This window comes from Streptomyces sp. NPDC048441 (assembly GCF_043200235.1).
Taxonomy (GTDB): domain Bacteria; phylum Actinomycetota; class Actinomycetes; order Streptomycetales; family Streptomycetaceae; genus Streptomyces.
Window position 1 is genome coordinate 472,503 of sequence record NZ_JBICXM010000005.1, and the last position, 24,214, is coordinate 496,716.

Here is a 24,214-nt window from a genome sequence, read left to right on the forward strand (position 1 = left end):
ACGCCAGACCACCTCTTCCCTTTGGTTGAAGGGTGGAGTTCCGGGCCGTGTCCGTCCGTTCGTCTACTGCGCCGCGGTCTCACCGATGGCGAGCACGCGCACGGGGACGCCTTCGAGCAGGTCCGGAATCACGTCCTCGTCCCGGAGCCGGTCACGGGGCACTGTGCGGGTCACGAAGACGACGATGACGTCCGCGCCCGAGTGTTCGTCCTTCCCGATGCCGACACCCGTGACATTGGCCAGCTTCATCAGCCGGTCCTCATGGAGGCTGCGAGCCTGCTGTGCGTCCACGCGGCTCGCCTCCCCCAACGGGTGATGCAGGTAGGGGGATGTCTATTGCCGTGTGGATGGCCGGTCAAGGCGTTACGCACGAAATCTTGGCTTTACGGGTGATCCGCCCCTGTTGACCTTGTTTACGAAGACTCTTCCAACCAATGGCTCACGTACGCGGACGCATGGGTTCACATACGCGGATGCGTCGGTTCATGTTTCACGTACGCAGATGTGAAGCCCCATTGAGGTCGAGCACCGTGCCCGAAGCCCACTCCGCGGCCGGGGACGCCAGCCACAGCACGGCCGCCGCGATCTCGTCCGCCGTGCCCGCCCGCCCGAACGGACTCTGCGCGCGGATCGCCGCCCCCTCGTCCCCGCTCAGCCGGTGCGCCACCCTCCCCCAAGCTCTTATGGTCCTCGCTCTCGCCCTTGAGCGAGGCGAGCGTCGCGCGCGCCTCCTCCTCGCGCGAGCCGAAGTGCACCGCGACGCGGTCGCCGTTTTCGGCGAAAGCCTGCGCGAGGGCTCTCCCGAGGCCCCGGGAGGCTCCGCTGATCAGGACACGGCGGCCGGTGGCTGGCAGGTTCATGGAAGGAAGCCCCTCCACGTCGGACAGCGTTCAACCGCCGTTTATACGTGAGCGGGAACGTGACGCCGACAGCAGCCCGGCCGGAACCCGCCCCAGGAGACATCATGTCGCTCACCCGCAGGGACTTCGCCAGACGCTCCGCGATCACCGGCGCGGGGGTCGCGCTCGCAGGCAGCGTCGGTGCGCTCGCCACCGCGCCCGGCGCGCTCGCCGCCGAGGAGACGGTGGTGGACGGCGAAGACGGCGAGGACGGGGCCGACGCGCTCGGCGGCGCCCCCGGCTACGGCCCCCTCGTCCCCGACCCGAAGGGCCTGCTCGCGCTGCCCGCCGGATTCTCGTACCGCGTCCTGACCCACAGCGGAAAGACGAAGCTGGAGAGCGGCGAGTTCACGCCCTCCAACCACGACGGCACGGCGACCTTCGATGGCCCGCGCGGCGCGACCCTGCTGGTCAACAACCACGAGCTCGGCGGCCCCCGCTCCAAGTGGCCGCACCCGGTCCCGCTGACCGAGGGCCTCGTCTACGACCCGGCAGCGTCCGGCGGCTGCACGGTCGTCGAGGTCCGCCGTGACGGGCACGTCGCCGAGTGGGTCGGCATCGCGGGCACCGCCACCAACTGCGCGGGCGGAAGCACTCCTTGGGGCACCTGGCTGACCTGCGAGGAGACCGAGGACCGGGCCGGTCAGAACGGCATGACCAAGGACCACGGCTACGTCTTCGAGGTCGACCCGACAGACAAGCGTGCCAACCGCGCCCCCAAGCCGGTCAAGGCGCTCGGCCGCTACGCCCACGAGGCCGTGGTCGTCGACCCCAAGCGCGGCCACCTCTACCTCACTGAGGACGCCTCCGGGCCCAACGGCCTGCTCTACCGCTGGACGCCGCCGCACGGCTTCGAGCACGGCCGCGGCAAGCTGCGCGGTCTCGCCGACGACGCGGGCGTTCTGAAGGCCCCCAAGTGCTACGACTCCGGCGGCCGGTTCGTCGACGACCTGTCCCGCGCCACGAAGACCGGCACCGTGTACGGCGTGGACTGGGTGGAGGTGCCGGACCGCGACGCCCGTACGGTCCCGGTGCGCAAGCAGTTCGACGCCGGTGAGATCACCCGTGCCCGCAAGCTCGAAGGCATGTGGTGGGGTGACGGCGGCGTCTACATCGTCGCCTCGTTCGCCCGCGACGAGAGCCCGGTCCAGCACGACGGGCAGGTGTGGTTCTACCACCCGTCGCGCCGCACCCTCACCCTGAAGGTCCTCTTCGGGGTCAACCCGGACCCCTCCAAGGACGGCGCCTTCGACGGCCCCGACAACATCACCGTCTCCCCGTACGGCGGCCTCGTCATCGCCGAGGACGGCGAAGGCGTCCAGCACCTCATCGGGGCGACCGAGCGCGGCCGTACGTACCCGATCGCACGCAATGAACTCAACGCCGGTACACCGGAGGAGCCCTCCTACAGCGAGTTCACCGGCGTCACGTTCTCGCCCGACGGCAAGACCCTCTACGCCAACATCCAGACGCCCGGCATCATGCTGGCGATCACAGGGCCGTGGCGCCGCGGGCGCCACTGACGGCGTACCGCTTAGAGAAGGGTGAGGTCGGCGCGCGGCGGGTGGGATCCCGTCGCGCGCCTCTCTGTCGTCTCTGTCATCCGCCCGTTCCTTCAAGCCCCTTGCCCCTGCCTGGAATTGGTATCTAACATTTCAGTGCATGGGAGCCATGCAACCGGTCCGCCGCACCCTCCTCAGGGACCAGGCGCACGCCGCGATCCGTGACGCGATCGTCGGCGGTGACATCCCGCCGGGCAGCGTCGTGCGGGATGCCGACCTCGCCGCGTCGCTCGGCCTGTCGCGCGCACCCGTCAGGGAGGCCTTCTCGCGGCTCGTCGACGAGGGGCTCCTGGAGTCCAAACCGCAGAGCCACACCCGTGTGACGCCCCTGGTCGCGGCCGACGTCAGGGACGCGGCGGCCGTGGTCCGCGCCATGCACGAACTCGCCGCCCGCAGTGCCGTGCCCCGCCTGGAGCCCGCGCACCTCTACGCGATGCGCGAGGCCAACCGCCGGTTCACGGCGTCCGTCGCCTCCGGGGACGTCGATGGCGCCCTGCGCGCCGACGACGACCTGCACGGCGTCCTCCTGGCGGCAGGTGGCAACAGAGCGGCCGCCGCCACCATCGCCCGCTACACCCCCCTGATCCGCCGCCTGGAGCGGCAGCGCTTCGGCGAGGGCGTGTCCTGCGGCTCCGCCGAACTGCACGAGCGGCTGATCGGCGCGTGCGCGGACGGCGACCCGGAGGCGGCGGTGGCCGTCACCACGGAGATCTGGCGCGTCCTGGAAGAGCTCGCCGACGACCACCCGGCCCCCTGACCCGCACCCCCTGACTCCCGCACTCCCTGAACCCGGAGGCCCCCGTGACCGCACTTCTCGACTCCTACGCCCGCTATCCCCTCCTGTTCGGCCCTTCACCCGTCCACCCCATGGAGCGCCTCAGTCACCACCTCGGCGGCGCCGCGCTCTGGGCCAAGCGGGAGGACTGCAACTCCGGCATCGCGTACGGCGGAAACAAGACCCGCAAGCTGGAGTACCTGGTCGCCGACGCGCTCGCGCAGGGCTGCGACACCCTCGTCTCGATCGGCGGCGTCCAGTCCAACCACACCCGCCAGGTCGCGGCCGTCGCCGCCCGCGCCGGGCTCAAGTGCGTGCTCGTCCAGGAGGGCTGGGTCGAGTGGCCCGACTCCGTGTACGACAAGGTCGGCAACATCCTCATCAGCAGGCTCGCGGGCGCCGACGTGCGCCTCGTACGTGCCGGATTCGACATCGGCATCAGGGAGAGCTGGGAGCGGGCGGTGCGTGAGGTCGAGGAGGCGGGCGGCAAGCCGTACGCGATCCCGGCGGGCTGTTCCGAGCACCGCCTCGGGGGCCTCGGCTTCGCGCGCTGGGCGTACGAGGTGGAGGAGCAGGAGCGGGATCTCGGTGTCTTCTTCGACACCGTCGTCGTGTGCTCGGTGACCGGGTCCACGCAGGCGGGGATGGTCGCCGGGTTCGCCGCACTCGCGGAGGACGGCGGCCGCCCCCGCCGGGTCCTCGGCATCGACGCCTCCGCCGACCCCGACCGCACCCGCGAGCAGATCACCAGGATCACCCGCGGTACGGCGGAACTCATCGGCCTACAGGGAGAAGTGAAGGACTCCGAGATCGAGCTCGACGCGCGCTATCACGCGGGCACCTACGGGATCCCCGACGAGGCGACCCTCGACGCGATGCGGCTCGCGGCCCGCACGGAGGGCATGGTGACCGACCCGGTCTACGAGGGGAAGTCGATGGCCGGGATGATCGACTTGGTGGACAGCGGGGAGATCGCGCGCGACGCGACCGTCCTCTACGCCCACCTCGGCGGGCAGCCCGCGCTGAACGCGTACAGCGCCTTGTTCTGATCGGCGCGGGTCGAGCGAGGGCCGACCGGGGGCGAGCGGGGGCCGAGCGAGGTGGCCGTGAGGTGACGGAGACCGATGGGGCACAGATGTGCGCGCGGTGCCACGGAACGACTACAGAACGCTATGGGGAACTGGCGGTTGTGTGTCGGTTTGATGCCGATGTGAGGACCGTGTGAGCTCGGAGCATGGTGCGTCGGGGTCCCGAGGGCGCATACTCAGAACATGACGAGGCCCCCCGGTACCCGACGCCACCTGCCGAACAGCCCTTTTAACGTTCCGCCGCCGCCCGCACCGCCCATCGAGCAGTTCGCCGTGGGCGACCGGGTCTCCCACGACCAGTACGGACTCGGACGGATCGTCGGAGTCGAAGGCGAGGATGCGGTGGTCATCGACTTCGCAGGCCGCCAGGGAAGGTTCCTGAGCCCTTACACGAAGCTGGCCAAGCTCTGACCTGACGCACGCCTCAGGGCGCGTCTGCACGCACGACAAGGGGCGGTCGGCGGGAAGGTTCATCCCTTCCCGCCGACCGCCCCTGCGCGTCCCTGAGCCCCTCCGGAGGGTGTCTGTGCCTGTCCGGAGGGTGCCTGTGCCGCGGCTACAGCGCCTGCGCCGCGGGCTTCACCATTCCGCGCACGGTGCGTGACTTCACGAAGTCACCGATGGCGGTCATCTCCCACTCGCCGGTGAACTGCTTGATCATCTTCGCCATCATCACGCCCGTCTGCGCCTCCGCGTTCGTGAGGTCGAAGCGGACCAGCTCCTCGCCCGTCGCCGCGTCGAGGAGACGGCAGTACGCCTTGGCGACCTGCGTGAACTTCTGGCCCGAGAACGAGTTCACCGTGAAGACGAGCCCCGTCACCTCCTGCGGAAGACGGCCCAGGTCCACGACGATCACCTCGTCGTCACCGCCGCCCTCGCCCGTGAGGTTGTCTCCGGAGTGCTTGATCGCGCCGTTCACGATCGACAGCTTGCCGAAGTAGCAGCTGTCCACGTGATTGCGCTGCGGGCCGTAGGCGATGACCGAGGCGTCCAGGTCGATGTCCTTGCCGCCGTACGCCGGCTCCCAGCCGAGGCCCATCTTGACCTGCGAGAGCAGCGGCTTGCCGCCCTTGACCAGGGACACCGTCTGGTTCTTCTGGAGATTGACCCGCCCCTTGTCCAGGTTGATCTTCCCGGCACCGGGTGCGGGGGCGGCGGGCGCCGGGGGAGCGGCCGGTGCTGCCGGGGCGGCGAGGCGGGGGTCCGCGACCGGCGGGGGCGGGCCCTGGACGGGGGCGCCGACCGGCGGCGCCATCGGGGCGGGAGCGGCGGCGGCCGGGGCGGGCTCCTCCACCGATACCCCGAAGTCCGTCGCGATGCCCGCCAGGCCGTTCGAGTACCCCTGTCCGACGGCGCGCGCCTTCCACGCGCCGTTCCGCAGATAGACCTCGACGATCACCAGGGCGGTTTCGCCGCCGAGCTGCGGGGGCGTGAACGTGGCGAGCACGGAAGCGTCGTCCGCGTTGCGGATGGTGGCGGTGGGCTCGACGCCCTGGAAGGTCTGGCCCGCCGCGTCGGGGCTCGCCGTGACGACGATCTTCTCGATGCCCGCAGGCACGGCGCTGGTGTCCACCGTGATCTTGTCGGGCGTCGTGCCGCCGCCCGACTGGTAGGTCACGCCGGGGCCCGAGGGCTGGTTGAAGAAGATGAAGTCGTCGTCGGAGCGGACCTTGCCGTCGGCGGTGAGCAGCAGGCCCGATACGTCGAGCCGCACCGGTGCGGCGACGTCCACCGCTACGCGGGTGGCGGTGAGGGGGATGTTCGAGCCGGGTGTCATTGCGGTCATGTCCGGGGTAACGAACGTCCCGGCTTTGCCGTTCCCTTACCTACGGAACTTTTCTCCCCAACCCCGCCGGGCCCGCCCCTACGGCACGACCACGATCTTCCGGCCGAGCCCGGAGGCGAACCGCTCCAGGGCGTCGGGGTACGACCCCAACGGCATCCGATCGCTGATGAACACATCGGGATCCAGCACACCCCCGGCGAACAACTCCGCCGCCCGCTCATAGCTGTGAAGCACCGCCATCGACCCGGTGATGGTGATCTCCTGGTTGTAGATCCGGTACGGATCGATGCTGACCCGCGTCGCGTAATCAGCCACCCCGAACTGAAGGAACGTACCCGCCTTGGCGACCCGACCGAGCCCGTCCTGGATCGCCCCCGCGTTCCCCGTGGCGTCGACCACGATGTCCCACCCCTGGGGCCGATCGAGCTCGTCCGCGCCCGCTGCCGACCCCGAGACGCCCAACTGCCGTGCAGTGGCGAGGCGGTCCGCGTTGAGGTCCACGACGTCGACACTCGCCGCACCCGTCCGCTTGGCGAGCTCCAGCATCATCAGGCCCATCGTCCCGGACCCGTAGATCAGGACGTGCGCGCCGAGACGGGCGCGGAGCACGTCGTAGCCGCGCACCGCGCAGGACAGCGGCTCGATGAGGGCCGCGTCCTGGGTGCGTACGTTCTCGGGGAGCCGCACGCAGTTGGCGACGGGCGCTACCGCGTACTGGGCGGCGCCGCCCGCCGTGGTGACACCGATCGCGGCCCAGCGCTCGCAGAGGTTGTTGTGGCCGGTGCGGCAGTAGCGGCACTCGTAGCAGTAGAGGGAAGGGTCGACGGCGACCTGGTCGCCGACCGAGAGCTCCGTGACCTCGCGGCCGAGACCCACCACCTCCCCGGCGAACTCGTGCCCCGGCACGACCGGCAGCGTGGGCGCGAACTCGCCCTGCAAAATGTGCAGATCGGTCCCGCACAGACCGCACGCGGCGACCTCGACGACGACCTCGCGCGGCCCCGGAGTGGGGTCGGGCACCTCGCCGACGACAGCCTTGCCGACGGACTCGATGATGGCGGCCTTCACTTGACGGCTCCCAACGACAGGCCCTGGACCAGCTTGTCCTGGGCGGCGAACCCCGCGGCGAGCACCGGCAGGGAGATCACGAGCGACGCGGCGCACACCTTCGCCAGGAACAGGCCCTGGCTGGTGATGAAGCCGGTCAGGAACACGGGCGCGGTCTGGGCGACGACGCCCGTGAGCACCCGTGCGAAGAGAAGTTCGTTCCAGCTGAAGATGAAGCAGATCAGGGCCGTCGCCGCGATCCCCGGCAGGGCGATGGGGGCCACCACGCGCGTGAGGATGGTCGGCAGGCGCGCCCCGTCGATCTGCGCGGCCTCGATGATGGCGACCGGTACTTCGGCGAGGAAGGACTGCATCATCCACACCGCGATCGGCAGGTTCATCGAGGTGTAGAGGATGACGAGCAGCCAGATGTTGTCGAGCATCTCGGTGTTCTTGGCGAAGAGGTAGATCGGGAGCAGGCCCGCCACGACCGGCAGCATCTTCGTCGACAGGAAGAAGAACAGGACGTCCGTCCACTTCTTCACCGGCCTGATGGAGAGCGCGTACGCGGCGGGCAGCGCGAGGAGAAGGACAAGGAGGGTCGAAGCGGTCGACGCCACCATCGAGTTGATCAGCGAGGGCCAGGGGCTCGCGCCGCCTCCCGTGCCGAAGAAGTCGCGGTAGCCGTCCAGGGTGAGCGAGGCGGCGAGCGAGGGCGGGTTGGTGGCGGCGTCCTCCTCCGAGTGGAAGGAGGTCAGCGTCATCCAGGCGATGGGCAGGAAGAACAGGATTCCGGCCAGCCAGGCGGCCAGGCCGAGTCCGGCCGACCCCCGGATATGGAAGCGGCTCCCGGTCTGTGTACGTACACGCGTCACGGCAGTGCTCATGCGCGGGACGCCTCCTCACGGAACAGGGACGAGACGACCCGCAGCGCGAAGGTCGCGATGATGATGGAACCGATGACGACGAGGACACCGGCGGCGGACGCCAGACCGTTCTCGTGGGCCTGGTAGAAGCTCTGGTAGACGGTGTACGGGAGGTTGGCCGTGCCCAGGCCGCCCGAGGTGATCGTGAAGACGGCGTCGAAGTTCTGCACGATGTAGATCGAGCCGAGCAGCGCCCCCAGCTCCAGATAGCGGCGCAGATGCGGCAGCGTCAGATAGCGGAACACCTGCCAGTTGCCCGCTCCGTCCATGCGGGCCGCTTCGATGAGCTCACTGTCGCGGCTCTGTAGCCCGGCGAGCAGGATCAGCATCATGAAGGGCGTCCACTGCCAGATCAGGGAGGCCTCGACGGCGATCAGCGGGGTGTTGGACACCCAGTCGGGCTGGGTCGCACCGTCACCGCCCACCCAGTGCAGGAGGCCGTTGAAGAGGCCGTACTCGGGGTTGTAGAGCACGTGCTTCCACAGCAGCGCCGCGGCCACCGGAACCAGCAGGAACGGCGCGATGAGCAACGTACGGACGAATCCCCGCCCGCGGAACTTCCGGTCGAGGAGCAGCGCGAGAGCGAGCCCGATGACGAGGCTCGCGATCACGACGGTGGCCGTGAGCACGATGGTCGTCAGGACCGACTTGCGCAGGTCCGGATCGGTGAGGACCTCCGAGTAGTTGCCGAAGCCGGTGAAGCTGCGGGCGTCGGGATAGAGGGCGTTCCAGTCGAAGAAGGAGATCACCAGCGTGGCCACGAACGGCAGCTGGGTCACGACGACCATGAAGATCAGGGCGGGCAGCAGCGGGGCCCTGGTGGCCCAGGCGCGCAGCCTTCCCGGTGTCTTGGCAGTGGGCCCGCGCGCGGGCGCGGGCGCGGTGGTGGTACTCGCGGTGGCGGTCATCGTCCCTCGTACTCCTCGGCGATCTTCTCGGCGAGCTTCTGTGACTTCTTGAGGGCCGATTCGACGGACTGACGCCCGGCGATGGCCGCGCTGATCTCCTGGGAGACCTTCGTGCCGAGGTCGGTGAACTCGGGGATGCCGACGAACTGGATGCCGGGCGCGGGCCGGGGCTGCACGCCCGGGTCGGTCGGCCGCGCCCCTTCGATGGCGGCGCGGGTGACGTCCTGGAAAGCGGCGGCTTCCTTGCGGTACGCGGGGTTGGTGTACGTCGAAGCGCGCTTGCCCGCGGGCACGTTGGACCAGCCGATCTTCTCGCCGACCAGCCGCTCGTACTCCTTGCTCGATGCCCAGGAGACGAACTTCCAGGCCTTGTCCGGGTTGCGCGAGGCCTTTTGCAGGCCCCAGGCCCAGGTGTAGAGCCACCCGGAGCTCTTCGTCTTCTCGACGGGCGCGGGTACGTAGCCGATCTTGCCCTTGACGGGAGACTTGGCGGATTCGAGCGAACCGGCGGCGGCCGTGGCGTCGTACCACATGGCGGTCTTGCCCTGCGTGAGGTTGTTCAGGCACTCGGCATACCCGGACTGGGCGGCGCCGGACTCGCCGTGCTTGCGAACGAGGTCTACGTAGAAGCGAGTTGCCTTCTCGAACTCGGGCGAGTCGAGGCGGGCCTTCCACCCCTTGTCGAACCACGTTCCTCCGAAGGTGTTCACCACGCTCGTCAGGGGCGCGATCAACTCACCCCAGCCGGGAAGCCCGCGCAGACAGATGCCCTTCATCCCGGACTCGGCACCGGCGCCTTCGACGTCACCGGCGAGCTTGGCCACCTGCTGCCAAGTGGGGTGCTTCGGCATGGTGAGACCGGCCTTCTTGAAGACGTCCTTCCGGTACATCAAGAAGGACGACTCTCCGTAGAAGGGCTGTCCGTAGAGCTTGCCGTCGTCGCCGGTGAGGGACTGGCGCATGGGCGGCAGGACGTCCTTCTCGTCGTACGCCTTGTCCTTGCGCGTGTACGAACCGACCTCGTGCAGCCAGCCGTTCTTGGCGTAGATCGGGATCTCGTAGTTGCTGAGCGTGGCGACGTCGTACTGGCCCGCCTGGTTGGCGAAGTCCTGGCTGATCTTGTCGCGGACGTCGTTCTCGGGCAGGACCGTGAAGCTCACCTTGATGCCCGTCTTCTTTGTGAAGTGGGCCGCGGTGAGCTTCTGCAGTTCGACCATCTGCGGGTTGTTCACCATCAGTACGTTGATGGAGTCGCCGCCGGAACCGGTCCCGCCCGCCCCGGCCCAGCAGCCGGAGAGCAGCGGGGCAAGCAGCGTCCCTGCGGCGGCCGCGGCGAGGGCGCGCGACCTCCGTCGGCTCTGGGTTCGCATGAATGCTCCTGGACGTATGGGGTGAGTGGGAGGGGTGGTGGGGGTTGGTGGGGGTGTTTTTGGGCGTGCGGGGTCACGGGATGTGCGGGGAGCTGAGCGGACGTGGTGCTGCCGGGTGGCGTCAGACGCGGATGACCTGAGGGCCCTGGAGCGAGTAGCGGTGCGCCTCGGAGGCGGGCAGCTGGGTGCTCGTGACGATCGTCTCCAGCTCGCCGACGTGGGCGAACCGGCAGAAGCTCGTCGCCCCGAACTTGGTGTGCACGCCCGCGAACACGGTGCGCCGAGACGCACGGATGGCCTGCGTCTTCACTTCGCTGACCGCGGGGTCGGGCGTGGTCAGGCCGTGCTCACGGGAGATGCCGTTGGCCCCGATGTACGCGAGGTCGATCACGAATCCCGCCAGCATCCGGGTCGTCCAGTGGTCGACGGTCGCGAGGGTGCCGGGGCGGACACGGCCGCCGAGGAGGAGGACGGACATGTTGTCGGCCTCCGCGAGGGCGCCGGCGGTCGCCAGGGATGCGGTGACCACGGTCAGGGCGCGGCCCCTGGCGGCCTCGGGGAGCGCTTCGGCGATGAGCTGCGGGGTGAAGCCCTCGTCGACGAAGACGGTCTCGGCGTCGCCGAGGAGGTCGGCGGCGGCGGTCGCGATCCGCCGCTTCTCCGGGACGTGCATGGTGGTGCGGAACGCGAGGGTCGTCTCGAAGCCGGCGCTCTCCACGGGGTAGGCGCCGCCGTGGGTGCGGCGGACCAGGCCGTGGTCCTCCAGGGCGCGGAGGTCGCGGCGGACGGTCTCCTTGGCGACGCCCAGCTTGATGGCGAGTGCGGTGACGTCCACGGCGCCGGAGGTCCGTGCCGCCCTGACGATTTCCCGCTGGCGCTCTTCCGCGGTCATGCGTGCCGCCTCCCTTCCTCGCCTGTGCCCGTTCGGGCCCTGTGGGGAATTTCTACAGCGGGGGGCGGTACGTGAACAGGCTCGGAGCGGGGGTGATGGTGCCCGGCTGTGCCCGTTTGGCGGGGCTGTGGCCTCTGCTTCGGGCGGGAGGGGTGCCCGTTCGGGGGGTAGGGGGTGCCCGTTCGGTGCCCGGGTGCGGGTTCAGGGCTCTTCTTCCCCCCTAGTACGGCCACACCGGAGGGTTAGTGCAGAAGTGCCCCCCAAGATTCGCGTGATCCGGGTTCGCCGGATCCAGCTCCCCCTGCTCAGCCACCAACTTCTCCGCGTACGGCTCGGAGTCGTCCTGCGGCGCATAGCCGAGCGCACGTGCCGACGAAAGGTCCCACCACAGCCGCGTATTCGCGGACGACCCGTACACCACCGAATGCCCCACCGCGGAAGCGGTCAGCGCCGCGTGGAACAGCCGGGCCCCGTCCCCGGGGCTCATCCAGACGGACAGCATCCGCACGCTCGACGGCTCCAAGAAGCACGATCCGATCCGCACCGAGACCGTCTCCAGGCCGTGCTTGTCCCAGTAGAGCTGGGCCAGGTCCTCGCCGAAGGACTTCGAAAGGCCGTAGAAGGTGTCGGGGCGGTGCGTCACGTCGACCGGGATCAGCGGGTCGTCGCCGACCGGGCGCGGTGTGAACCCCACCGCGTGGTTCGACGACGCGAACACGATCCGGGACACACCCTCCTCGCGCGCGGCTTCGTAGAGGTTGTACGTCCCCTCGATGTTCGCCCGCAGGATCTTGTCGAAGGAGGACTCCAGGGAGATGCCCGCGAGATGGATGATCGCGTCGACACCCCGCACGGCGTCCCGCAGCGCCTTCTTGTCGGCGAGGTCCGCCGTGATCGCGTCGGGCTCGCCCTCGATGGGCCTCACGTCGAGCAGCCGAAGTTCGTAGCCGTGGGCCGGAAGGAGCCCCCGCATCAAGGTGCCGAGGCCGCCTGCGGCGCCGGTGAGCAGGATGGTGCGGGGAGCGGGCATGAGGGAGTCTCCTCGGATCAGCGGCTGCATTCGTGTGCGCGTACAGCATTCACATCTGTGGACACGCTAGAGATCGGCGCCCCGTTGCGTCAAGTGTCGTACGGAGGCGGGGAATCCGCTCTTGAATCACCGTTCTCTCGCGGACCTTGGCGCTTGACCAGGGCTCGGGGAGCGGCTTAGCGTAGGTGTGTTCAGAAATATAGACGTGAATCAGAAACGTGCACGCACGCTTAGGGAGAGCCCGTGAGAGAGCCCGTGACGTCAGCACCCCTCGCCGCTCGACTCGTCATCCCCAGCGGGCCGCTGTTCTTCCCCGTCACCGCCTATGGACCGGACGGCTCCCTCGACCTCGACATCTTCCGCGAGCACGTGCGCGCGGGCGTCGAGGCGGGCGCGGCGGCCGTGTTCGCCTGCTGTGGCACCGGCGAGTTCCACGCCCTGACCCCCGAGGAGTTCCAGGCGTGCGTCGCCGCCGCCGTCGAGGAGTCGGCCGGGCGGGTGCCGGTGGTAGCGGGCGCCGGGTACGGCACCGCGCTCGCCGTGCGGTACGCGAAGCTCGCCGAGGAAGCCGGAGCCGACGGACTGCTCGCGATGCCGCCCTACCTCGTCGTCGCCGGGCAGGAGGGCCTCCTCAGGCATTACGCCGAGCTCGCCGGGGCCACCTCCCTCGACGTCATCGTGTACCAGCGCGACAACGCCGTGTTCACTCCGGAGACGGTCGTCGAGCTCGCCCGCACCGAGGGCATCATCGGCTTCAAGGACGGCCTCGGCGACATGGACCTGATGCAGCGCATCGTCAGCGCCGTGCGTGCCGAAGTCCCGGAGGAATTCCTCTACTTCAACGGCCTGCCCACCGCCGAGCTGACCGGGCTCGCCTATCGGGGCATCGGCGTGACGCTCTACTCGTCGGCCGTCTTCTGCTTCGCGCCTGACATCGCGCTCGCCTTCCACCGGGCGTTCAACGCCGGGACCGTCGAGGGCGACGCCTTGGTGAACCGGCTCATCGACGGCTTCTACCGGCCCTTCGTGGAGCTGCGCGCCGAGGGGCGTGGATACGCCGTCTCCCTCGTCAAGGCGGGCGTACGCATGGGCGGGCTCGACGTCGGCGGGGTGCGGACGCCGCTGCACGAACCCGCCGACGACCACATCAAGCGCCTCGCCGAGCTGACCGAGCGCGGGCGCGCCCTGGTGCGGGAGGCGGGCGCGTGAGGGCCTCCGCCTTCCTGTACCCCTGGGACATCGTCGGCGACCCCGCCGCCCCCGCGCGCATCGCGGAACTCGGCGTCCAGCAGGTCACCCTCGCCTCCGCCTACCACTCCACGCGCGCGCTGACCCCCCGCCACCCCCGCCACCGCATCGTCACCGCCGAGTATGCGGCGGTCCTCTACGAGCCCGGCAACCGGTGGGAAGGGCGCGAGCTGCGTCCGTACGCGGCCGGACACTGGGCGCCCGGTGACGCCTACGGAGAGGCCGCCGAAGCGCTGGCCGCCGCCGGGCTCGACGTGCACACCTGGGTGGTCCTCGCCCACAACTCCCGTATGGGCGCCGACCATCCGGACACCTCCGTAGTCAACGCCTACGGAGACCGTTACCCCTGGGCGCCCTGCATCGCGCGGCCCGCCACGCGCGCGTACCTCGTCGACCTCGCGGCGGAGGCCGCCGCACGCCCCGGCGCGCGCGGCACCGAACTGGAGTCCCTCGGCTGGTACGGCCTCGCGCATCTGCACGCCCACGACAAGATCGCGGGAGTGCCGCTCGGGGAGGCCGGGCAGTACCTGATGTCGCTGTGCTTCTGCGCGGACTGCCGCGCGGGGTACGCCGGGCAAGGGCTCGACCCCGGTGAGCTGGCGACCGGAGTCCGCCGCGCCCTGGAGCCCCTGTGGCGCGGCGACGAGCCCACCGGCGGCTGGGACGCGGTGGAGAAGCTCATCGGCGCGGAAACGGCGAACGCCACGCGCGCGTGGCGCGAGGAAACCGCCCGCGCACTCCAGGAGGCGGCGATCGCGGCCGTGCGCGCGGCCGCCCCGGAAGGCTTCCAAGTGCTGCTGCACGCAGACCCGGTGGCCTATCACTGCGGGGCGAACGCCGGTGTCGACCCGGCACACATCCTCTCCGTGGCCGACGGCGTGGTCGTGCCCTGCACGGGCGGCGCCGGAGCGCTCACTCCGTTCGCCGGGCACCGCACCGAAGGCACGGTCCTCGCCGCGAACTTCACCATCGTGTCCGGCATGGGCGGCAGCCCCGCCACGCTCGCCGCCGACGCCACGCGCGCGCGCACGCTGGGCGCCGATGAACTACGGCTCTATCACGCGGGGTTGGCGTCGGACGGCGATCTCACGTACGTGAAGAAGGCCCTGTCAGGGGGGTCTTGAGCAGGGGCGCGGCGATCAGCAGTCGCGCCCCTGCCAGGACCGGCAGCAGAACGCGGTAGTCGACGGTCTCGACGAGGCCCGCGCCCAGGGCGATGCCCAGCGCGGTCGGTGTGAACATCAGCGTGTTCGCCGTCGCCGCCGCGCGGCCGAGCAGGGCCTGTGGCGTCTCGCGCTGTACCGCCGTCATGCCCGCGATCAGTACGCAGGGCAGCCCCAGGCCGTTGGCGAGGCTGCCGGCCAGGGCTGTCACGTCGTACGGCAGTGACTGGAGGACCACGGAGAGCGCGGTGAGCGCGATGCCCGCCCCGCCGAACCGCCGCCCTCCGAAGCGCCGCATCAGCGCCCCCGAAGCGACGCCGACCGCGACCGATCCGGCGCCCTGCACGACGTACAGGACGCCGGTGTACGCGGGGGAGTGGCCGAGCCCCTCCACGACGGCGTAGACGGCCGCCCCGCTGATCCCCGAGGTCAGCATGGTCAGGCCGCCCGCGCGGACCAGGGGGCGCAGCTGCGGATGGGCCCACAAGTAGCGTGCCCCTTCGGCTGTTTGAGCCCGCCAGCCCAACGCGCCACGCACGGGTGTGTCCTCGTGCACCCGCAGCAGCGTGAACATTCCGGCCGCGAGTACGAAGGTGGCGGCGTCCAGGAGCGCCACCCGGGTGCCTCCGTAGGCGGCGAAGAGGCCCGCTCCGGCGAGCGGGGCGATGAGCTTCATGCCCTCGTTCGCGGACATCCGCAGGCCGTTGAAGTCGCCCGTCAGATCCTTGCCGACGGCCGCCGTCACCAGGGCCGCCTCCGCCGCGTCGGTGACGGCGCCACACGCCCCGTAGAGGAAGAGCACCGCGTAGAGGATCCACAGAGTGCTCGTGGAGTCGACGAACAGGAGAGAGGTCAGCAGGGCGCCCAGGGCCAGGTTCGTGCCGATGAGCAGAGGGCCCCGGCGGGTGCGGTCGGCGATCGTGCCCAGGAGGGGGCCGATCAGGGCCGGGGCCCAGAGGGCGAAGGTGCACAGGGCGGCCAGGCCGTCCGACCCGGTCAGCTCCTTCACCCAGATCCCGGAGACCAGCCACATGGCGGAGCTCCCGAAGCCGGATACCACCACCGCACCCAGACAGAGGCTCGCGTCGCGGTTGCGCAGGACCCGCGTGATCGTCGATGTCATGGCAGACGATGGTGGTTCTAAGGCCCCCGGCCCGGCATAGGGCAGGTGCGGTAGATGCGGTGTGGATAGCGGTGGACGCGGTAGATCCGCGTGCCGGTCCGGCGATGAGTTCCGGGCGCCGGGGCGGTCTACAAGGCAGGACCACGGCCCGTGGAGCCGGGCTGCCGAGACTCAGGAGGACCCCATGACAGGGACGATCGACTTCGCGCCGCAGGCCAGGCTCGTGGCGGGGCTCGCGGATGGCGTCACCGATGAGCGGCTCTCCGGGCCCACGCCCTGCCCGGAGTACGAGGTGCGCCATCTGCTGGGTCATCTGGTCGGTCTCACCGGCGCGTTCCGGGACGCCGCGCGCAAGGACCTCGGGCCTCACCTCGACCAGGCCCCGGGGAGCGTCCTGCCGGACATCGGCCCCGAGTGGCGTGCCGAGCTGCCGAAGCTGCTCGACGAGCTGGTGGAGGCGTGGCGCGACCCGGCCGCGTGGGAGGGCATGACCCGGGCGGGCGGCATCGATCTGCCGGGCGCCGTCGCGGGTGCCGTCGCCCTCGATGAACTCGTCGTGCACGGCTGGGACCTGGCGCGGGCGACGGGCCAGGCGTACGCCCCCGACGAGGCGAGCCTCGGGGTGGCCCAGGCCCTGCTCACGCCCGAGGAGGGCGGCACATCCGGGAACAGCCTGTTCGGGGCCGTGGTCCCGGTGCCGGACGACGCCCCGCTCCTCGACCGCGTCATCGGCATGAGCGGCCGCGACCCGCGCTGGACGCCGGGCGGCTGACGGCGGCTGAGCGCCGGACTTTCCCCAGGCTCAGATATCGATCGGGTAAAGGGTGTCCCGGAGTCTCGCGAGGGTGCGTGTGATGCGCGTAGACATTGCGCGTAGACAGGTGTTGACCTGCTCGAACTTGTTGCCCCTGCACAGACTCTGACCCTGAATCTGATCCGGAGAAATCGACATATGCGGAAGTCCCTACGGGTGGCGGGCATCGCCACCGCCTGTGCCGTCGCCGGTGCCGCGCTCTACGGCACCGGCGCCGCCACCGCCGACAATGCCTCGGCGCGGCACACCGCCGAACCCCAGAACATCGGCGTGCTCGTCGGTGAGATCGACGACTACTACGGCGCTCATCAGGACGCCGATGGCGTCTGGCGGTCCTCGCCCGACAGTCCGTACGCCAAGGACCTCGCGCGCATCCAGGCGAAGGCGAAGAAGGACATCAGGAAGGCCGCCGCGCATGGCAAGGAGAGCGGCAGGAAGAGCGGCAAGAAGCCCGCGATCGTCCTCGACGTGGACGACACCGCGCTGCTCAGCTTCGACTACGAGAAGACCACCAACTACACGTACAACAACACCACGTGGGACGCGTACGTGAAGGCGGCCAAGCGCCCCGCCGTCTTCGGTATGCCCGAACTGGTCTCGTACGCCAAGGGCAAGGGCGTGGAGGTCTTCTTCCTGACCGGCCTGAGCGAGTCGCAGCGCGAGGGGGCCGTCACCAACCTCGCCAAGGCCGGGTACGACACGCGCCTCGACACCACGCACGTGTTCACCAAGAACAAGACGGACCCGCCCGCCTACCTGAACAACTGCGCCACGCCCGCCAAGTGGGAGTGCACCACCGTGCAGTTCAAGGAAGGCACCCGCAAGCACATCGAGTCGACGGGCTACGACATCGTCGGCAGCTTCGGCGACCAGGTCTCCGACCTCGCGGGCGGCTACGCGGACAAGACGTACAAGCTGCCGAACCCGACGTACTTCGTGGGGTGACTCATGGGGCGGAACGCCCTCCTACAGCGGCCACGGAGGCCGCTGTAGGAGGGCGGCGGGCCGCTGTGGGAGCAGGCCCTACGACGTCAGCGCCGCCTCCATCATCGACTTGGCGATCGGCGCCGCGAGGCCGTTGCCGCTGACCTCCGACCGTGCCGCGCTCGAGGACTCGACGATGACCGCGACGGAGACCTCCTTGCCGTCGCTCCCTTTCGCGTACGACGTGAACCACGCGTACGGCGTCTTGCTGTTGTTCTCGCCGTGCTGGGCCGTACCGGTCTTGCCGCCCACGTCCGCGCCACTGATCTGCGCGTTCGTACCGGTGCCCTTCTCGACGACCGTCTCCATCGCCGACTGCAGCTGACTCGCCGTGCCCTCGCTCATCACACGCTGCGAGTCCGCGTCGTCGTACGACTCGAGGACATTGCCGTCCGAGTCGGTGATCTGGGACACCATGTGCGGCGACACCAGCTCGCCGCCGTTGGCGATCGCTCCGGAGACCATCGACATCTGCAGCGGCGTCGCCGTCACGTCGAACTGGCCGATGCCGGTCAGGGCCGTCTGGGCCTTGTCCATGTCCGAGGGGTACACGCTCTCGCTCGCGCGCACCGGCACGTCCAACTTCTCGGCGTTGAAGCCCATCTTCTCGGCCATCGACTTGACCTTGTCCTGGCCCAGGTCGACGGCCATCTTCCCGAAGACGTTGTTGCACGAGTACTGGAGCGCCGTACGAATCGTCGCGTCCTCGCAGGGCGCGCTCGCGCTCTCGTTCTCGAGGTCCCTGGTCGTGCCGGGCAGCCTGTACGGGTTCGGGCTTTCGGTCTTGGTGTCCGCCGAACCGTAGAGCCCGTCCTCAAGGGCCGCCGCCGCGACGACCAGCTTGAACGTCGAACCCGGCGGCAGCGGCTGCCGCAGCGCGCGGTTGACCGTCGGCTTGTCCGCGTCCTTCAGGAGCGCCTTCCACTCCTTGGAGTCCGTGGAACCGCTGATCTTCGAGGGGTCGTACGAGGGAGTCGACACCATGCCGAGGATCTTGCCCGACTTCGGGTCGACGGCGACCGCCGCGCCCTTCTTGTCGCCGAGCGCCTTGTACGCGGCCTTCTGTACGGAGGGGTCGATGGTCGTCACCACGTCGCCCGGATCGGCGCGCTTGTTGGTCACTGTGTCCAGCGGGTTCTTCAGCCGGTTGTCGGTGCCGTCGAGCACGTCCTTGTAGATGCCCTCGATCTGCGTCGCTCCGTACACCTGCGAGCTGTAGCCCGTGACGGCCGAGTACAGATCGCCGTCCTTGTACGTGCGCTTGTACGCGAGGTCACCGCCCGACGTCCGCTCGGAGCCGGTGACGGAGTCACCGCCCACGATGATGTCGCCCAGCGGGTGCGCGTACTGCTCGATCGCGTTGCGCCGGTTCAGCTTGTCGTCTGCGAGGGCCTTCGAGTCGTAGAACTGCACCCACGTCGCCCGCGCCAGGAGGGCGAGCACGAGCAGCAGCGTGAAGACCGAGGCACGCCTGATCGTCTTGTTCATCCCACGGGAGGACGAGCCGCACGGATGCTTTCGTTCCGTTCTGCGGGGTTTCTCAGACATTCCTCATAGTCGGCGGCGCTGTTCCCGATCGCGCTCAGACGTCTTTCATGAAGCCCGCCTCGTACGCCGCGATCACCGCCTGCGTGCGGTCCCGCGCCCCCGTCTTGGCGAGCACCGCCGCCACATGTGTCTTCACCGTCGCGGGGCCCACGCCCATCCGCCCGGCGATCTCCGCGTTGGTCAGACCCGCCGCCATCAGCCGCAGGACCTCGCTCTCGCGCCCGGTGAGCCTGGCCACCCAGGCGGGGGCGGCGGGCTTCTCGCGCGCGTACTCGGCGGCCAGGGCGCGCACGGCGGCCGGGAAGAGCAGCGAGTCGCTGCGCGCGACAAGACGCACGGCCTGGACGAGCGAGTCCGCGTCGGCCCGCTTGAGCAGGAACCCGGAGGCCCCGGCGCGCAGCGCCTCGTACACGTAGGAGTCGTTCTCGAAAGTCGTCACGACCACGATGCGCGGCGGGTCGGCAAGTGTCCGCAGGATCTGCTCGGTGGCGCGGATGCCGTCGATCTCCGGCATACGTACGTCCATGAGCACCACGTCGGGCTTCAGCTCGCGCACGACGGACACCGCCTCCGCGCCGCTCGCCGCCTCGCCGACGACCTCCAGGTCGGGCTCGGCGGAGAGGATCACGCGCAGGGCGGTGCGCACCATGCGCTCGTCGTCGGCGAGCACGATGCGGATGGGGCCGCCGGTTGTGCCGGTCATGCGGGTCCCTTCAGGGGAAGTCGTACGTTCACTCGCCACACCCCGTCGGCGGGGCCCGTCAGGACCGTGCCGCCGAGGAGCCTGGCCCGGTCGGTGATGCCCCGCAGGCCGTGTCCGCCGCCGGGGCGGGGCGCGGGCGCGGGAGCGGTGCGGGGCAGCGGGTTCTCCGCGAGGATCTCCAGGTCGGTGCCTTCCAGGGCGACGCGGAGGGCGACGGGGGCGTCGTGGTCCGCGTGCCGCAGGGCGTTGCTCAGGCTCTCCTGGACGATGCGGTAGGCCTCGCGGGACACCATCGGGGGCAGGGCGTCCGGGCCTCCGGGGCCGAGATCGACCGTCGCCTTCACCCGCAGGCCGCTCGCGCGGGTGCGTTTGAGGAGCCCGTCGAGATCGGTGGAGAGGGTGGGGGCGGGCGCGGTCGGACTCGCCCGGTCGCCGCCGCTCGCCCCGCCGCTTTCCCCGCCCTCCCTCAACACCCCGAGGACCGCGTCGAGTTCGCCCACGGTGCGCCGGGTCGTCTCCTCGATGGCGGCGAGCGCGTCGCGGACGAACTCCGGGTCGCGGTCAAGGACGCGGCGGGCCGCGCTCGCCTGGAGCGTGACGGCGCTCAGTGCGTGGCCCACCGAGTCGTGCAGCTCCCGCGCGAGCCGGTTGCGTACGGCGAGGTCCGCGGCGCGCTGTTCGGCTGCCGCGAGCCGGTCGGCGGGCGTCGGCCCGAGGAGTTCGGGCGCCCAGCGCGCGAGCAGGCCCCCTGCCGCCGCCGCGCACCCCGCGAGCGCGACGAGGGAGAGGGCCCCGATGACCGGCGACAGCGCGAGCATCCAGCCGTCGCCGAAGACTTCGGGCATCCCGGCCCGGCTGCCCCGCAGCGCCGCCACGAACGGCAGTGCGATGAGCATCGTCGCGAACGGCGGCAGGGCGAGGGACATCCCGCTGATGATCCCGCCGAACCCGAGGTGCAGCGTGAACCACGTGGCAGTGCGCCCGCGCGCCTGCCGGGACCGGGCGGGCCCGTCGGCGAGCGCATCGGCAGGCACTGCGCAGAGGGCGCGTACGGCGGCCACCGAGATGGGCCGGGTGAGCGGGAAGAGCGCGGTGACAGCGGCGAGCGGCAACCCCACGGCGAAGGCGCCGAGCTGGGAGGTGAGCGAGCCGAACACGTTGTCCTCGCCGAGCAGCGGCCCGACGATGACGGAGCCCACGAGGACGTACGGCATGGCGAGCGCGCCGCCGAGGATCAGATGGACCCAGCGGCGCCGGGCCCGCCGCCCGAACAGGGCGGTCGGAACGGTCAGGGCTGTGGCGGGCATGTCCCCAGGCTCCCGTCGCGGGGCGCGGGGCACGTCCTGCGTGGCGATGATCCGGGTCCGCCGTGCGGGGGAGGAGCCACGAGATGTGCTCAATCGCCGGACGGGCCGGATTCCCCCAGGATCAGCACCGCCTCGTCTATCTCCTCGCCCCGTGCATGGGCGAAGCCTCGCGCAGCGGCAGTGACCCGGAACCCGCACTTCTCGAGCACTCGCAGTGACCCCGCGTTGTCCGCGGCCGCCCGTGCGTAGAGAGGCCGCTCCGGCACCTCCGCGAGGAGTCCCCGCAAGGCCGCCGTGGCGAGCCCCCGGCCCCAGTAGTAGCGGTCGATCCAGTACGTGACCTCGCGCTCGCCCGGCTCCCCGTACACCGCCGCACTGCCCACCACGTCGCCGTCCGCGAGGACCGTGCGCACGTCGACGTCGGCGGACTCCCGAAGTCCCTTCCAGTGGGCCTCGAAGAGCGTCCAGTCCGCCGTCTTCGGCGAGGTGAACGCGGCGACGTGGTTCGACTCGGGATCGTTCATCTGCCGGTAGAAGACCGGGAGATCACTGTCGTGGACCGGGCGGAGGCTGATATCCATGCTGACCATGGTCAGAGCCTACGAGTCGCCAGTGTCAAGCGGTCCCGCGCGTCGAACAACGCGTCCTTCACCATCTGTTCGTGCGCGGGCGTCAGCCGTGCCACCGGCACCGAGCAGCTGATGGCGTCCCGCGCGGGCGTGCGGTACGGGATCGCGACGCCGAAACAGCGCAGGCCGAGCGTGTTCTCCTCGCGGTCCACCGCGATGCCCTGCTCACGGACCGTCCGCAGCTCCTCGATCAGCTTCTCGCGGTCGGTGATCGTGTGCTCGGTCAGCGCGGGCAGCGTCTCCGGGAGCATCTTGCGGACCTGCTCGTCGGTGTGGGTGGCGAGCAGGGCCTTGCCCAGGGACGTCGAGTGCGCCGGGAGGCGACGGCCGACCCGAGTGAAGGGCCGCAGGTAGTGCTGCGACTGGCGCGTGGCCAGATACACGACGTTCGTGCCGTCGAGGCGCGCCAGGTGGATCGTCTCCGTGGTGTCGTCCGAGAGGCGGTCGAGGGTGGGCCGTGCGGCTGCCACGACCTCGTCGCCGTCGATGTACGAGGTGCCGACAAGCAGGGCCCGCACCCCGATCCCGTACCGCGTGCCCGTCGCGTCCGTCTCCACCCAGCCCAGCTCCACCAGCGTACGAAGGAGCATGTAGAGGCTGGATTTGGGGTACCCGACGGCTTCCTGGACGGCGGCCAAAGAGTGCATTCCGGGGCGGCCCGCGAAATACTCGAGCAACTCCACCGTCCGCACAGCGGACTTGACCTGCGCCCCGCCAGTCTCGCCAGCCGACATCGCCCTTGACCCCTTAGTTCGACGAGAAATAGTCTCCGAAGTCTCCGCTATTCATCACCGGAGACAGCGTTCAGCATATCGAACAGCCCAGGTGGGTGGCAGCACATCAGCACATCTGTGGCATCACCTCTTGAGGAGCCCGCGGTGGCAGCAGCACCAGTCTGGAGTGTCGACCCCCGAACCGGGAAGCAGCGCGAACAGGTTGCGGTCGAAGCCACAGTCCAGGAGGTGGACCAGGATGTACGTGCCGCACTGGCCGCCCAGGACGCCCTGGCCGACCGCACCGTACGCGCGGCGTTCCTGCGCTCCGCGGCGGAACTGCTCGACGGGGCCAAGGATCACCTGGTGGAGGCCGCGGACGCGGAGACCGCGCTCGGTCCCGTCCGGCTCACCGGTGAACTCGCCCGCACCTGCTACCAACTGCGGGCCTTCGCCGATGTGGTCGACGAGGGCGGGTTCCTGGGCGTCGTCATCGACCACCCCGACAGCAGCGCGACCCCGCCCATCCCGGACCTGCGGCGCTACAAGATCCCGCTGGGCGTCGTAGCCGTCTACTCGGCATCGAACTTCCCCTTCGCCTTCTCCGTCCCCGGCGGCGACACCGCGAGCGCGCTCGCCGCGGGCTGCCCCGTGGTCGTCAAGGCGCACCCGGACCACCCGGCCACCTCCGAGCTGGTGGCGGCGCTGCTGCGGCGGGCCGCGGGCCTGCACGGCATCCCGGAGGGTGTCGTCGGCCTCGTGCACGGCTTCGATGCGGGCGTCGAGCTGGTCAAGCACCCCCTCGTCTCCGGCGCCGGCTTCACGGGCTCGATCCGCGGTGGCCGCGCCCTCTTCGACGCGGCGGCGGCCCGCCCCGTGCCGATCCCCTTCCACGGCGAGCTCGGCTCCCTCAACCCGGTCGTCGTGACCGAGGCCGCGGCGGTCGAGCGCGCGGAGGAGATCGGCGCCGGGCTCGCGGGCTCGATGACGCTCGGCGTCGGCCAGTTCTGCGTCAAGCCGGGCCTGGTCTTCGCGCCGACGGGCGCGGGCGGCGACCGTTTCGTGAAGTCCCTGACCGCAGCGGTCAGCGACACCGAGGCCGGGGTACTCCTCGACCACCGGATGCGGGACAACTTCGTGGCGGGCGTGCGCGAGCGGGGCGAACTGCCGGACGTGGACGCGCCGGTGACGCCGGGCGCGGGCAGCGAGCACACGGTGAGCGCGGGCTTCCTGACGGTTCCCGCGGCGCGGCTCGCGGTCTCCGGTGAGCACGATCTGCTCCTGGAGGAGTGCTTCGGTCCCGTGACGGTCGTCGCGCGCTACGAGGACGAGGCGGAGATCACCGCCGTGCTCACGCGGCTTCCCGGCAACCTGACGGCGACGGTGCAGCTGTCCGCCGATGAGGTCGCGGGCGAGGGCAGCGGCGCGGCGCTGCTCGCCGAACTCACGCCGCTCGCCGGTCGCGTCCTGGTCAACGGATGGCCGACCGGGGTCGCGGTGGCGCCCGCGCAGCACCACGGCGGTCCTTACCCCGCGACGACGTCCACCTCCACCTCCGTGGGCGGTACGGCGATCGAGCGCTGGCTGCGCCCCGTGGCGTACCAGAACACGCCCGCCGCGCTGCTCCCGCCCGAGCTGCGGGACGACAACCCGCTGGGGCTGCCGCGTCGCTACGACGGGCGCCTGGAACACTGACGCC

Annotated in this window: 23 protein-coding genes and 1 pseudogene; 9 read left to right on the top strand and 15 right to left on the bottom strand. The window is 70.3% G+C overall.

Going from position 1 to position 24,214, the window contains the following annotated elements:
- Positions 1 to 63: 63 nt before the first annotated feature.
- Together ACGFSB_RS15860 and ACGFSB_RS15865 are read right to left on the bottom strand one after the other, a co-directional pair.
- On the bottom strand, positions 64 to 291 hold the full coding sequence (locus ACGFSB_RS15860) for a hypothetical protein (RefSeq protein WP_393398895.1): 228 nt from the start codon (positions 289 to 291) through the stop codon (positions 64 to 66).
- Positions 292 to 490: 199 nt separating this feature from the next.
- A pseudogene (locus ACGFSB_RS15865) lies at positions 491 to 860 on the bottom strand (SDR family oxidoreductase).
- Positions 861 to 964: 104 nt separating this feature from the next.
- Between ACGFSB_RS15865 and ACGFSB_RS15870 the strand changes: the two are divergent.
- The 4 genes from ACGFSB_RS15870 (at position 965) to ACGFSB_RS15885 (ending at position 4,735) form a co-directional block, all read left to right on the top strand.
- Complete coding sequence (locus ACGFSB_RS15870) at positions 965 to 2,422, top strand: alkaline phosphatase PhoX (RefSeq protein ID WP_393398897.1); 1,458 nt, start codon at positions 965 to 967, stop codon at positions 2,420 to 2,422.
- Between the two features lie 139 nt (positions 2,423 to 2,561).
- Positions 2,562 to 3,218, top strand: coding sequence for a GntR family transcriptional regulator (locus tag ACGFSB_RS15875; protein WP_393398899.1), 657 nt, complete (start codon positions 2,562 to 2,564; stop codon positions 3,216 to 3,218).
- Between the two features lie 44 nt (positions 3,219 to 3,262).
- A complete protein-coding gene (locus tag ACGFSB_RS15880) occupies positions 3,263 to 4,285 on the top strand; it encodes a 1-aminocyclopropane-1-carboxylate deaminase (protein WP_393398901.1) in 1,023 nt (340 codons plus the stop codon).
- 222 nt (positions 4,286 to 4,507) lie between these two features.
- Entirely contained in the window at positions 4,508 to 4,735 is a 228-nt protein-coding gene (locus tag ACGFSB_RS15885) for a CarD family transcriptional regulator (RefSeq protein ID WP_393398903.1), read from the top strand.
- A gap of 145 nt (positions 4,736 to 4,880) precedes the next feature.
- Here ACGFSB_RS15885 and ACGFSB_RS15890 read toward each other — a convergent pair whose 3' ends face one another.
- The 7 genes from ACGFSB_RS15890 to ACGFSB_RS15920 form a co-directional block, all read right to left on the bottom strand.
- Positions 4,881 to 6,101 carry a TerD family protein gene (locus tag ACGFSB_RS15890; protein ID WP_393399058.1) on the bottom strand — a complete coding sequence of 407 codons (1,221 nt, stop codon included), beginning with the start codon at positions 6,099 to 6,101 and terminating at the stop codon, positions 4,881 to 4,883.
- Positions 6,102 to 6,188: 87 nt separating this feature from the next.
- Positions 6,189 to 7,178, bottom strand: a complete 990-nt coding sequence (locus ACGFSB_RS15895) for a zinc-dependent alcohol dehydrogenase family protein (RefSeq protein ID WP_393398905.1) — start codon at positions 7,176 to 7,178, stop codon at positions 6,189 to 6,191.
- Complete coding sequence (locus ACGFSB_RS15900; protein WP_393398907.1) at positions 7,175 to 8,044, bottom strand: carbohydrate ABC transporter permease; 870 nt, start codon at positions 8,042 to 8,044, stop codon at positions 7,175 to 7,177. Before ACGFSB_RS15900 ends, ACGFSB_RS15895 begins: the two co-directional genes overlap by 4 nt.
- A complete protein-coding gene (locus tag ACGFSB_RS15905; RefSeq protein ID WP_393398909.1) occupies positions 8,041 to 8,991 on the bottom strand; it encodes a carbohydrate ABC transporter permease in 951 nt (316 codons plus the stop codon). The genes ACGFSB_RS15900 and ACGFSB_RS15905 overlap by 4 nt, the downstream gene beginning before the upstream one ends.
- Positions 8,988 to 10,361 carry an ABC transporter substrate-binding protein gene (locus tag ACGFSB_RS15910; RefSeq protein ID WP_393398911.1) on the bottom strand — a complete coding sequence of 458 codons (1,374 nt, stop codon included), beginning with the start codon at positions 10,359 to 10,361 and terminating at the stop codon, positions 8,988 to 8,990. Before ACGFSB_RS15910 ends, ACGFSB_RS15905 begins: the two co-directional genes overlap by 4 nt.
- 121 nt (positions 10,362 to 10,482) lie before the next feature.
- Positions 10,483 to 11,253 carry a DeoR/GlpR family DNA-binding transcription regulator gene (locus ACGFSB_RS15915; RefSeq protein ID WP_393398913.1) on the bottom strand — a complete coding sequence of 257 codons (771 nt, stop codon included), beginning with the start codon at positions 11,251 to 11,253 and terminating at the stop codon, positions 10,483 to 10,485.
- Positions 11,254 to 11,473: 220 nt separating this feature from the next.
- A complete protein-coding gene (locus tag ACGFSB_RS15920; protein WP_393398915.1) occupies positions 11,474 to 12,283 on the bottom strand; it encodes an NAD-dependent epimerase/dehydratase family protein in 810 nt (269 codons plus the stop codon).
- 255 nt (positions 12,284 to 12,538) lie between these two features.
- On the opposite strand from ACGFSB_RS15920, the gene ACGFSB_RS15925 reads away from it, so the two are divergent.
- Positions 12,539 to 13,492 (top strand): 5-dehydro-4-deoxyglucarate dehydratase, encoded by a 954-nt coding sequence (locus ACGFSB_RS15925; RefSeq protein ID WP_393399061.1) that lies wholly within the window; start codon positions 12,539 to 12,541, stop codon positions 13,490 to 13,492.
- Entirely contained in the window at positions 13,489 to 14,655 is a 1,167-nt protein-coding gene (locus ACGFSB_RS15930; RefSeq protein ID WP_393398917.1) for a hypothetical protein, read from the top strand. The genes ACGFSB_RS15925 and ACGFSB_RS15930 overlap by 4 nt, the downstream gene beginning before the upstream one ends.
- Here the strand turns inward: ACGFSB_RS15930 and ACGFSB_RS15935 are convergent.
- The gene (locus ACGFSB_RS15935; protein WP_393398919.1) at positions 14,618 to 15,817 is read right to left on the bottom strand and encodes an MFS transporter; all 1,200 of its coding nucleotides are present in this window, start codon (positions 15,815 to 15,817) and stop codon (positions 14,618 to 14,620) included. The two genes, ACGFSB_RS15930 and ACGFSB_RS15935, sit on opposite strands and share 38 nt — an antisense overlap.
- A gap of 184 nt (positions 15,818 to 16,001) precedes the next feature.
- Here ACGFSB_RS15935 and ACGFSB_RS15940 point away from each other — a divergent pair, with 184 nt between their 5' ends.
- On the top strand, positions 16,002 to 16,589 hold the full coding sequence (locus tag ACGFSB_RS15940) for a TIGR03086 family metal-binding protein (RefSeq protein ID WP_393398921.1): 588 nt from the start codon (positions 16,002 to 16,004) through the stop codon (positions 16,587 to 16,589).
- Positions 16,590 to 16,769: 180 nt separating this feature from the next.
- Positions 16,770 to 17,576: an HAD family acid phosphatase gene (locus tag ACGFSB_RS15945; RefSeq protein WP_393398923.1), complete on the top strand. Its 807-nt coding sequence runs from the start codon at positions 16,770 to 16,772 to the stop codon at positions 17,574 to 17,576.
- Positions 17,577 to 17,654: 78 nt separating this feature from the next.
- On the opposite strand, the gene ACGFSB_RS15950 is transcribed toward ACGFSB_RS15945, so the two are convergent.
- The 5 genes from ACGFSB_RS15950 to ACGFSB_RS15970 all read right to left on the bottom strand — a co-directional run bounded on the left by ACGFSB_RS15950 (position 17,655) and on the right by ACGFSB_RS15970 (position 22,536).
- Positions 17,655 to 19,103, bottom strand: coding sequence for a peptidoglycan D,D-transpeptidase FtsI family protein (locus ACGFSB_RS15950; RefSeq protein WP_393398925.1), 1,449 nt, complete (start codon positions 19,101 to 19,103; stop codon positions 17,655 to 17,657).
- 94 nt (positions 19,104 to 19,197) lie between these two features.
- Complete coding sequence (locus ACGFSB_RS15955) at positions 19,198 to 19,866, bottom strand: response regulator (protein ID WP_393398927.1); 669 nt, start codon at positions 19,864 to 19,866, stop codon at positions 19,198 to 19,200.
- Positions 19,863 to 21,173: a sensor histidine kinase gene (locus ACGFSB_RS15960; RefSeq protein ID WP_393398929.1), complete on the bottom strand. Its 1,311-nt coding sequence runs from the start codon at positions 21,171 to 21,173 to the stop codon at positions 19,863 to 19,865. Before ACGFSB_RS15960 ends, ACGFSB_RS15955 begins: the two co-directional genes overlap by 4 nt.
- A gap of 89 nt (positions 21,174 to 21,262) precedes the next feature.
- Complete coding sequence (locus ACGFSB_RS15965) at positions 21,263 to 21,754, bottom strand: GNAT family N-acetyltransferase (RefSeq protein WP_393399063.1); 492 nt, start codon at positions 21,752 to 21,754, stop codon at positions 21,263 to 21,265.
- 11 nt (positions 21,755 to 21,765) lie between these two features.
- The gene (locus ACGFSB_RS15970) at positions 21,766 to 22,536 is read right to left on the bottom strand and encodes an IclR family transcriptional regulator (RefSeq protein ID WP_393398931.1); all 771 of its coding nucleotides are present in this window, start codon (positions 22,534 to 22,536) and stop codon (positions 21,766 to 21,768) included.
- Between the two features lie 144 nt (positions 22,537 to 22,680).
- Here ACGFSB_RS15970 and ACGFSB_RS15975 point away from each other — a divergent pair, with 144 nt between their 5' ends.
- Positions 22,681 to 24,210, top strand: a complete 1,530-nt coding sequence (locus ACGFSB_RS15975) for an aldehyde dehydrogenase (NADP(+)) (protein WP_393398933.1) — start codon at positions 22,681 to 22,683, stop codon at positions 24,208 to 24,210.
- Positions 24,211 to 24,214 lie beyond the last annotated feature (4 nt).

What these genes read in the sequence shown, in the direction of transcription:
- ACGFSB_RS15870 (WP_393398897.1), top strand. Translation starts at nt 965, where the DNA reads ATGTCGCTCACCCGCAGGGACTTCGCCAGACGCTCCGCGATCACCGGC.
- ACGFSB_RS15875 (WP_393398899.1), top strand. Translation starts at nt 2,562, where the DNA reads ATGGGAGCCATGCAACCGGTCCGCCGCACCCTCCTCAGGGACCAGGCG.
- ACGFSB_RS15885 (WP_393398903.1), top strand. Translation starts at nt 4,508, where the DNA reads ATGACGAGGCCCCCCGGTACCCGACGCCACCTGCCGAACAGCCCTTTT.
- ACGFSB_RS15890 (WP_393399058.1), bottom strand. Translation starts at nt 6,101, where the DNA reads ATGACACCCGGCTCGAACATCCCCCTCACCGCCACCCGCGTAGCGGTG.
- ACGFSB_RS15900 (WP_393398907.1), bottom strand. Translation starts at nt 8,044, where the DNA reads ATGAGCACTGCCGTGACGCGTGTACGTACACAGACCGGGAGCCGCTTC.
- ACGFSB_RS15905 (WP_393398909.1), bottom strand. Translation starts at nt 8,991, where the DNA reads ATGACCGCCACCGCGAGTACCACCACCGCGCCCGCGCCCGCGCGCGGG.
- ACGFSB_RS15910 (WP_393398911.1), bottom strand. Translation starts at nt 10,361, where the DNA reads ATGCGAACCCAGAGCCGACGGAGGTCGCGCGCCCTCGCCGCGGCCGCC.
- ACGFSB_RS15915 (WP_393398913.1), bottom strand. Translation starts at nt 11,253, where the DNA reads ATGACCGCGGAAGAGCGCCAGCGGGAAATCGTCAGGGCGGCACGGACC.
- ACGFSB_RS15920 (WP_393398915.1), bottom strand. Translation starts at nt 12,283, where the DNA reads ATGCCCGCTCCCCGCACCATCCTGCTCACCGGCGCCGCAGGCGGCCTC.
- ACGFSB_RS15935 (WP_393398919.1), bottom strand. Translation starts at nt 15,817, where the DNA reads ATGACATCGACGATCACGCGGGTCCTGCGCAACCGCGACGCGAGCCTC.
- ACGFSB_RS15940 (WP_393398921.1), top strand. Translation starts at nt 16,002, where the DNA reads ATGACAGGGACGATCGACTTCGCGCCGCAGGCCAGGCTCGTGGCGGGG.
- ACGFSB_RS15945 (WP_393398923.1), top strand. Translation starts at nt 16,770, where the DNA reads ATGCGGAAGTCCCTACGGGTGGCGGGCATCGCCACCGCCTGTGCCGTC.
- ACGFSB_RS15950 (WP_393398925.1), bottom strand. Translation starts at nt 19,103, where the DNA reads ATGAACAAGACGATCAGGCGTGCCTCGGTCTTCACGCTGCTGCTCGTG.
- ACGFSB_RS15955 (WP_393398927.1), bottom strand. Translation starts at nt 19,866, where the DNA reads ATGACCGGCACAACCGGCGGCCCCATCCGCATCGTGCTCGCCGACGAC.
- ACGFSB_RS15960 (WP_393398929.1), bottom strand. Translation starts at nt 21,173, where the DNA reads ATGCCCGCCACAGCCCTGACCGTTCCGACCGCCCTGTTCGGGCGGCGG.
- ACGFSB_RS15965 (WP_393399063.1), bottom strand. Translation starts at nt 21,754, where the DNA reads ATGGATATCAGCCTCCGCCCGGTCCACGACAGTGATCTCCCGGTCTTC.
- ACGFSB_RS15970 (WP_393398931.1), bottom strand. Translation starts at nt 22,536, where the DNA reads ATGTCGGCTGGCGAGACTGGCGGGGCGCAGGTCAAGTCCGCTGTGCGG.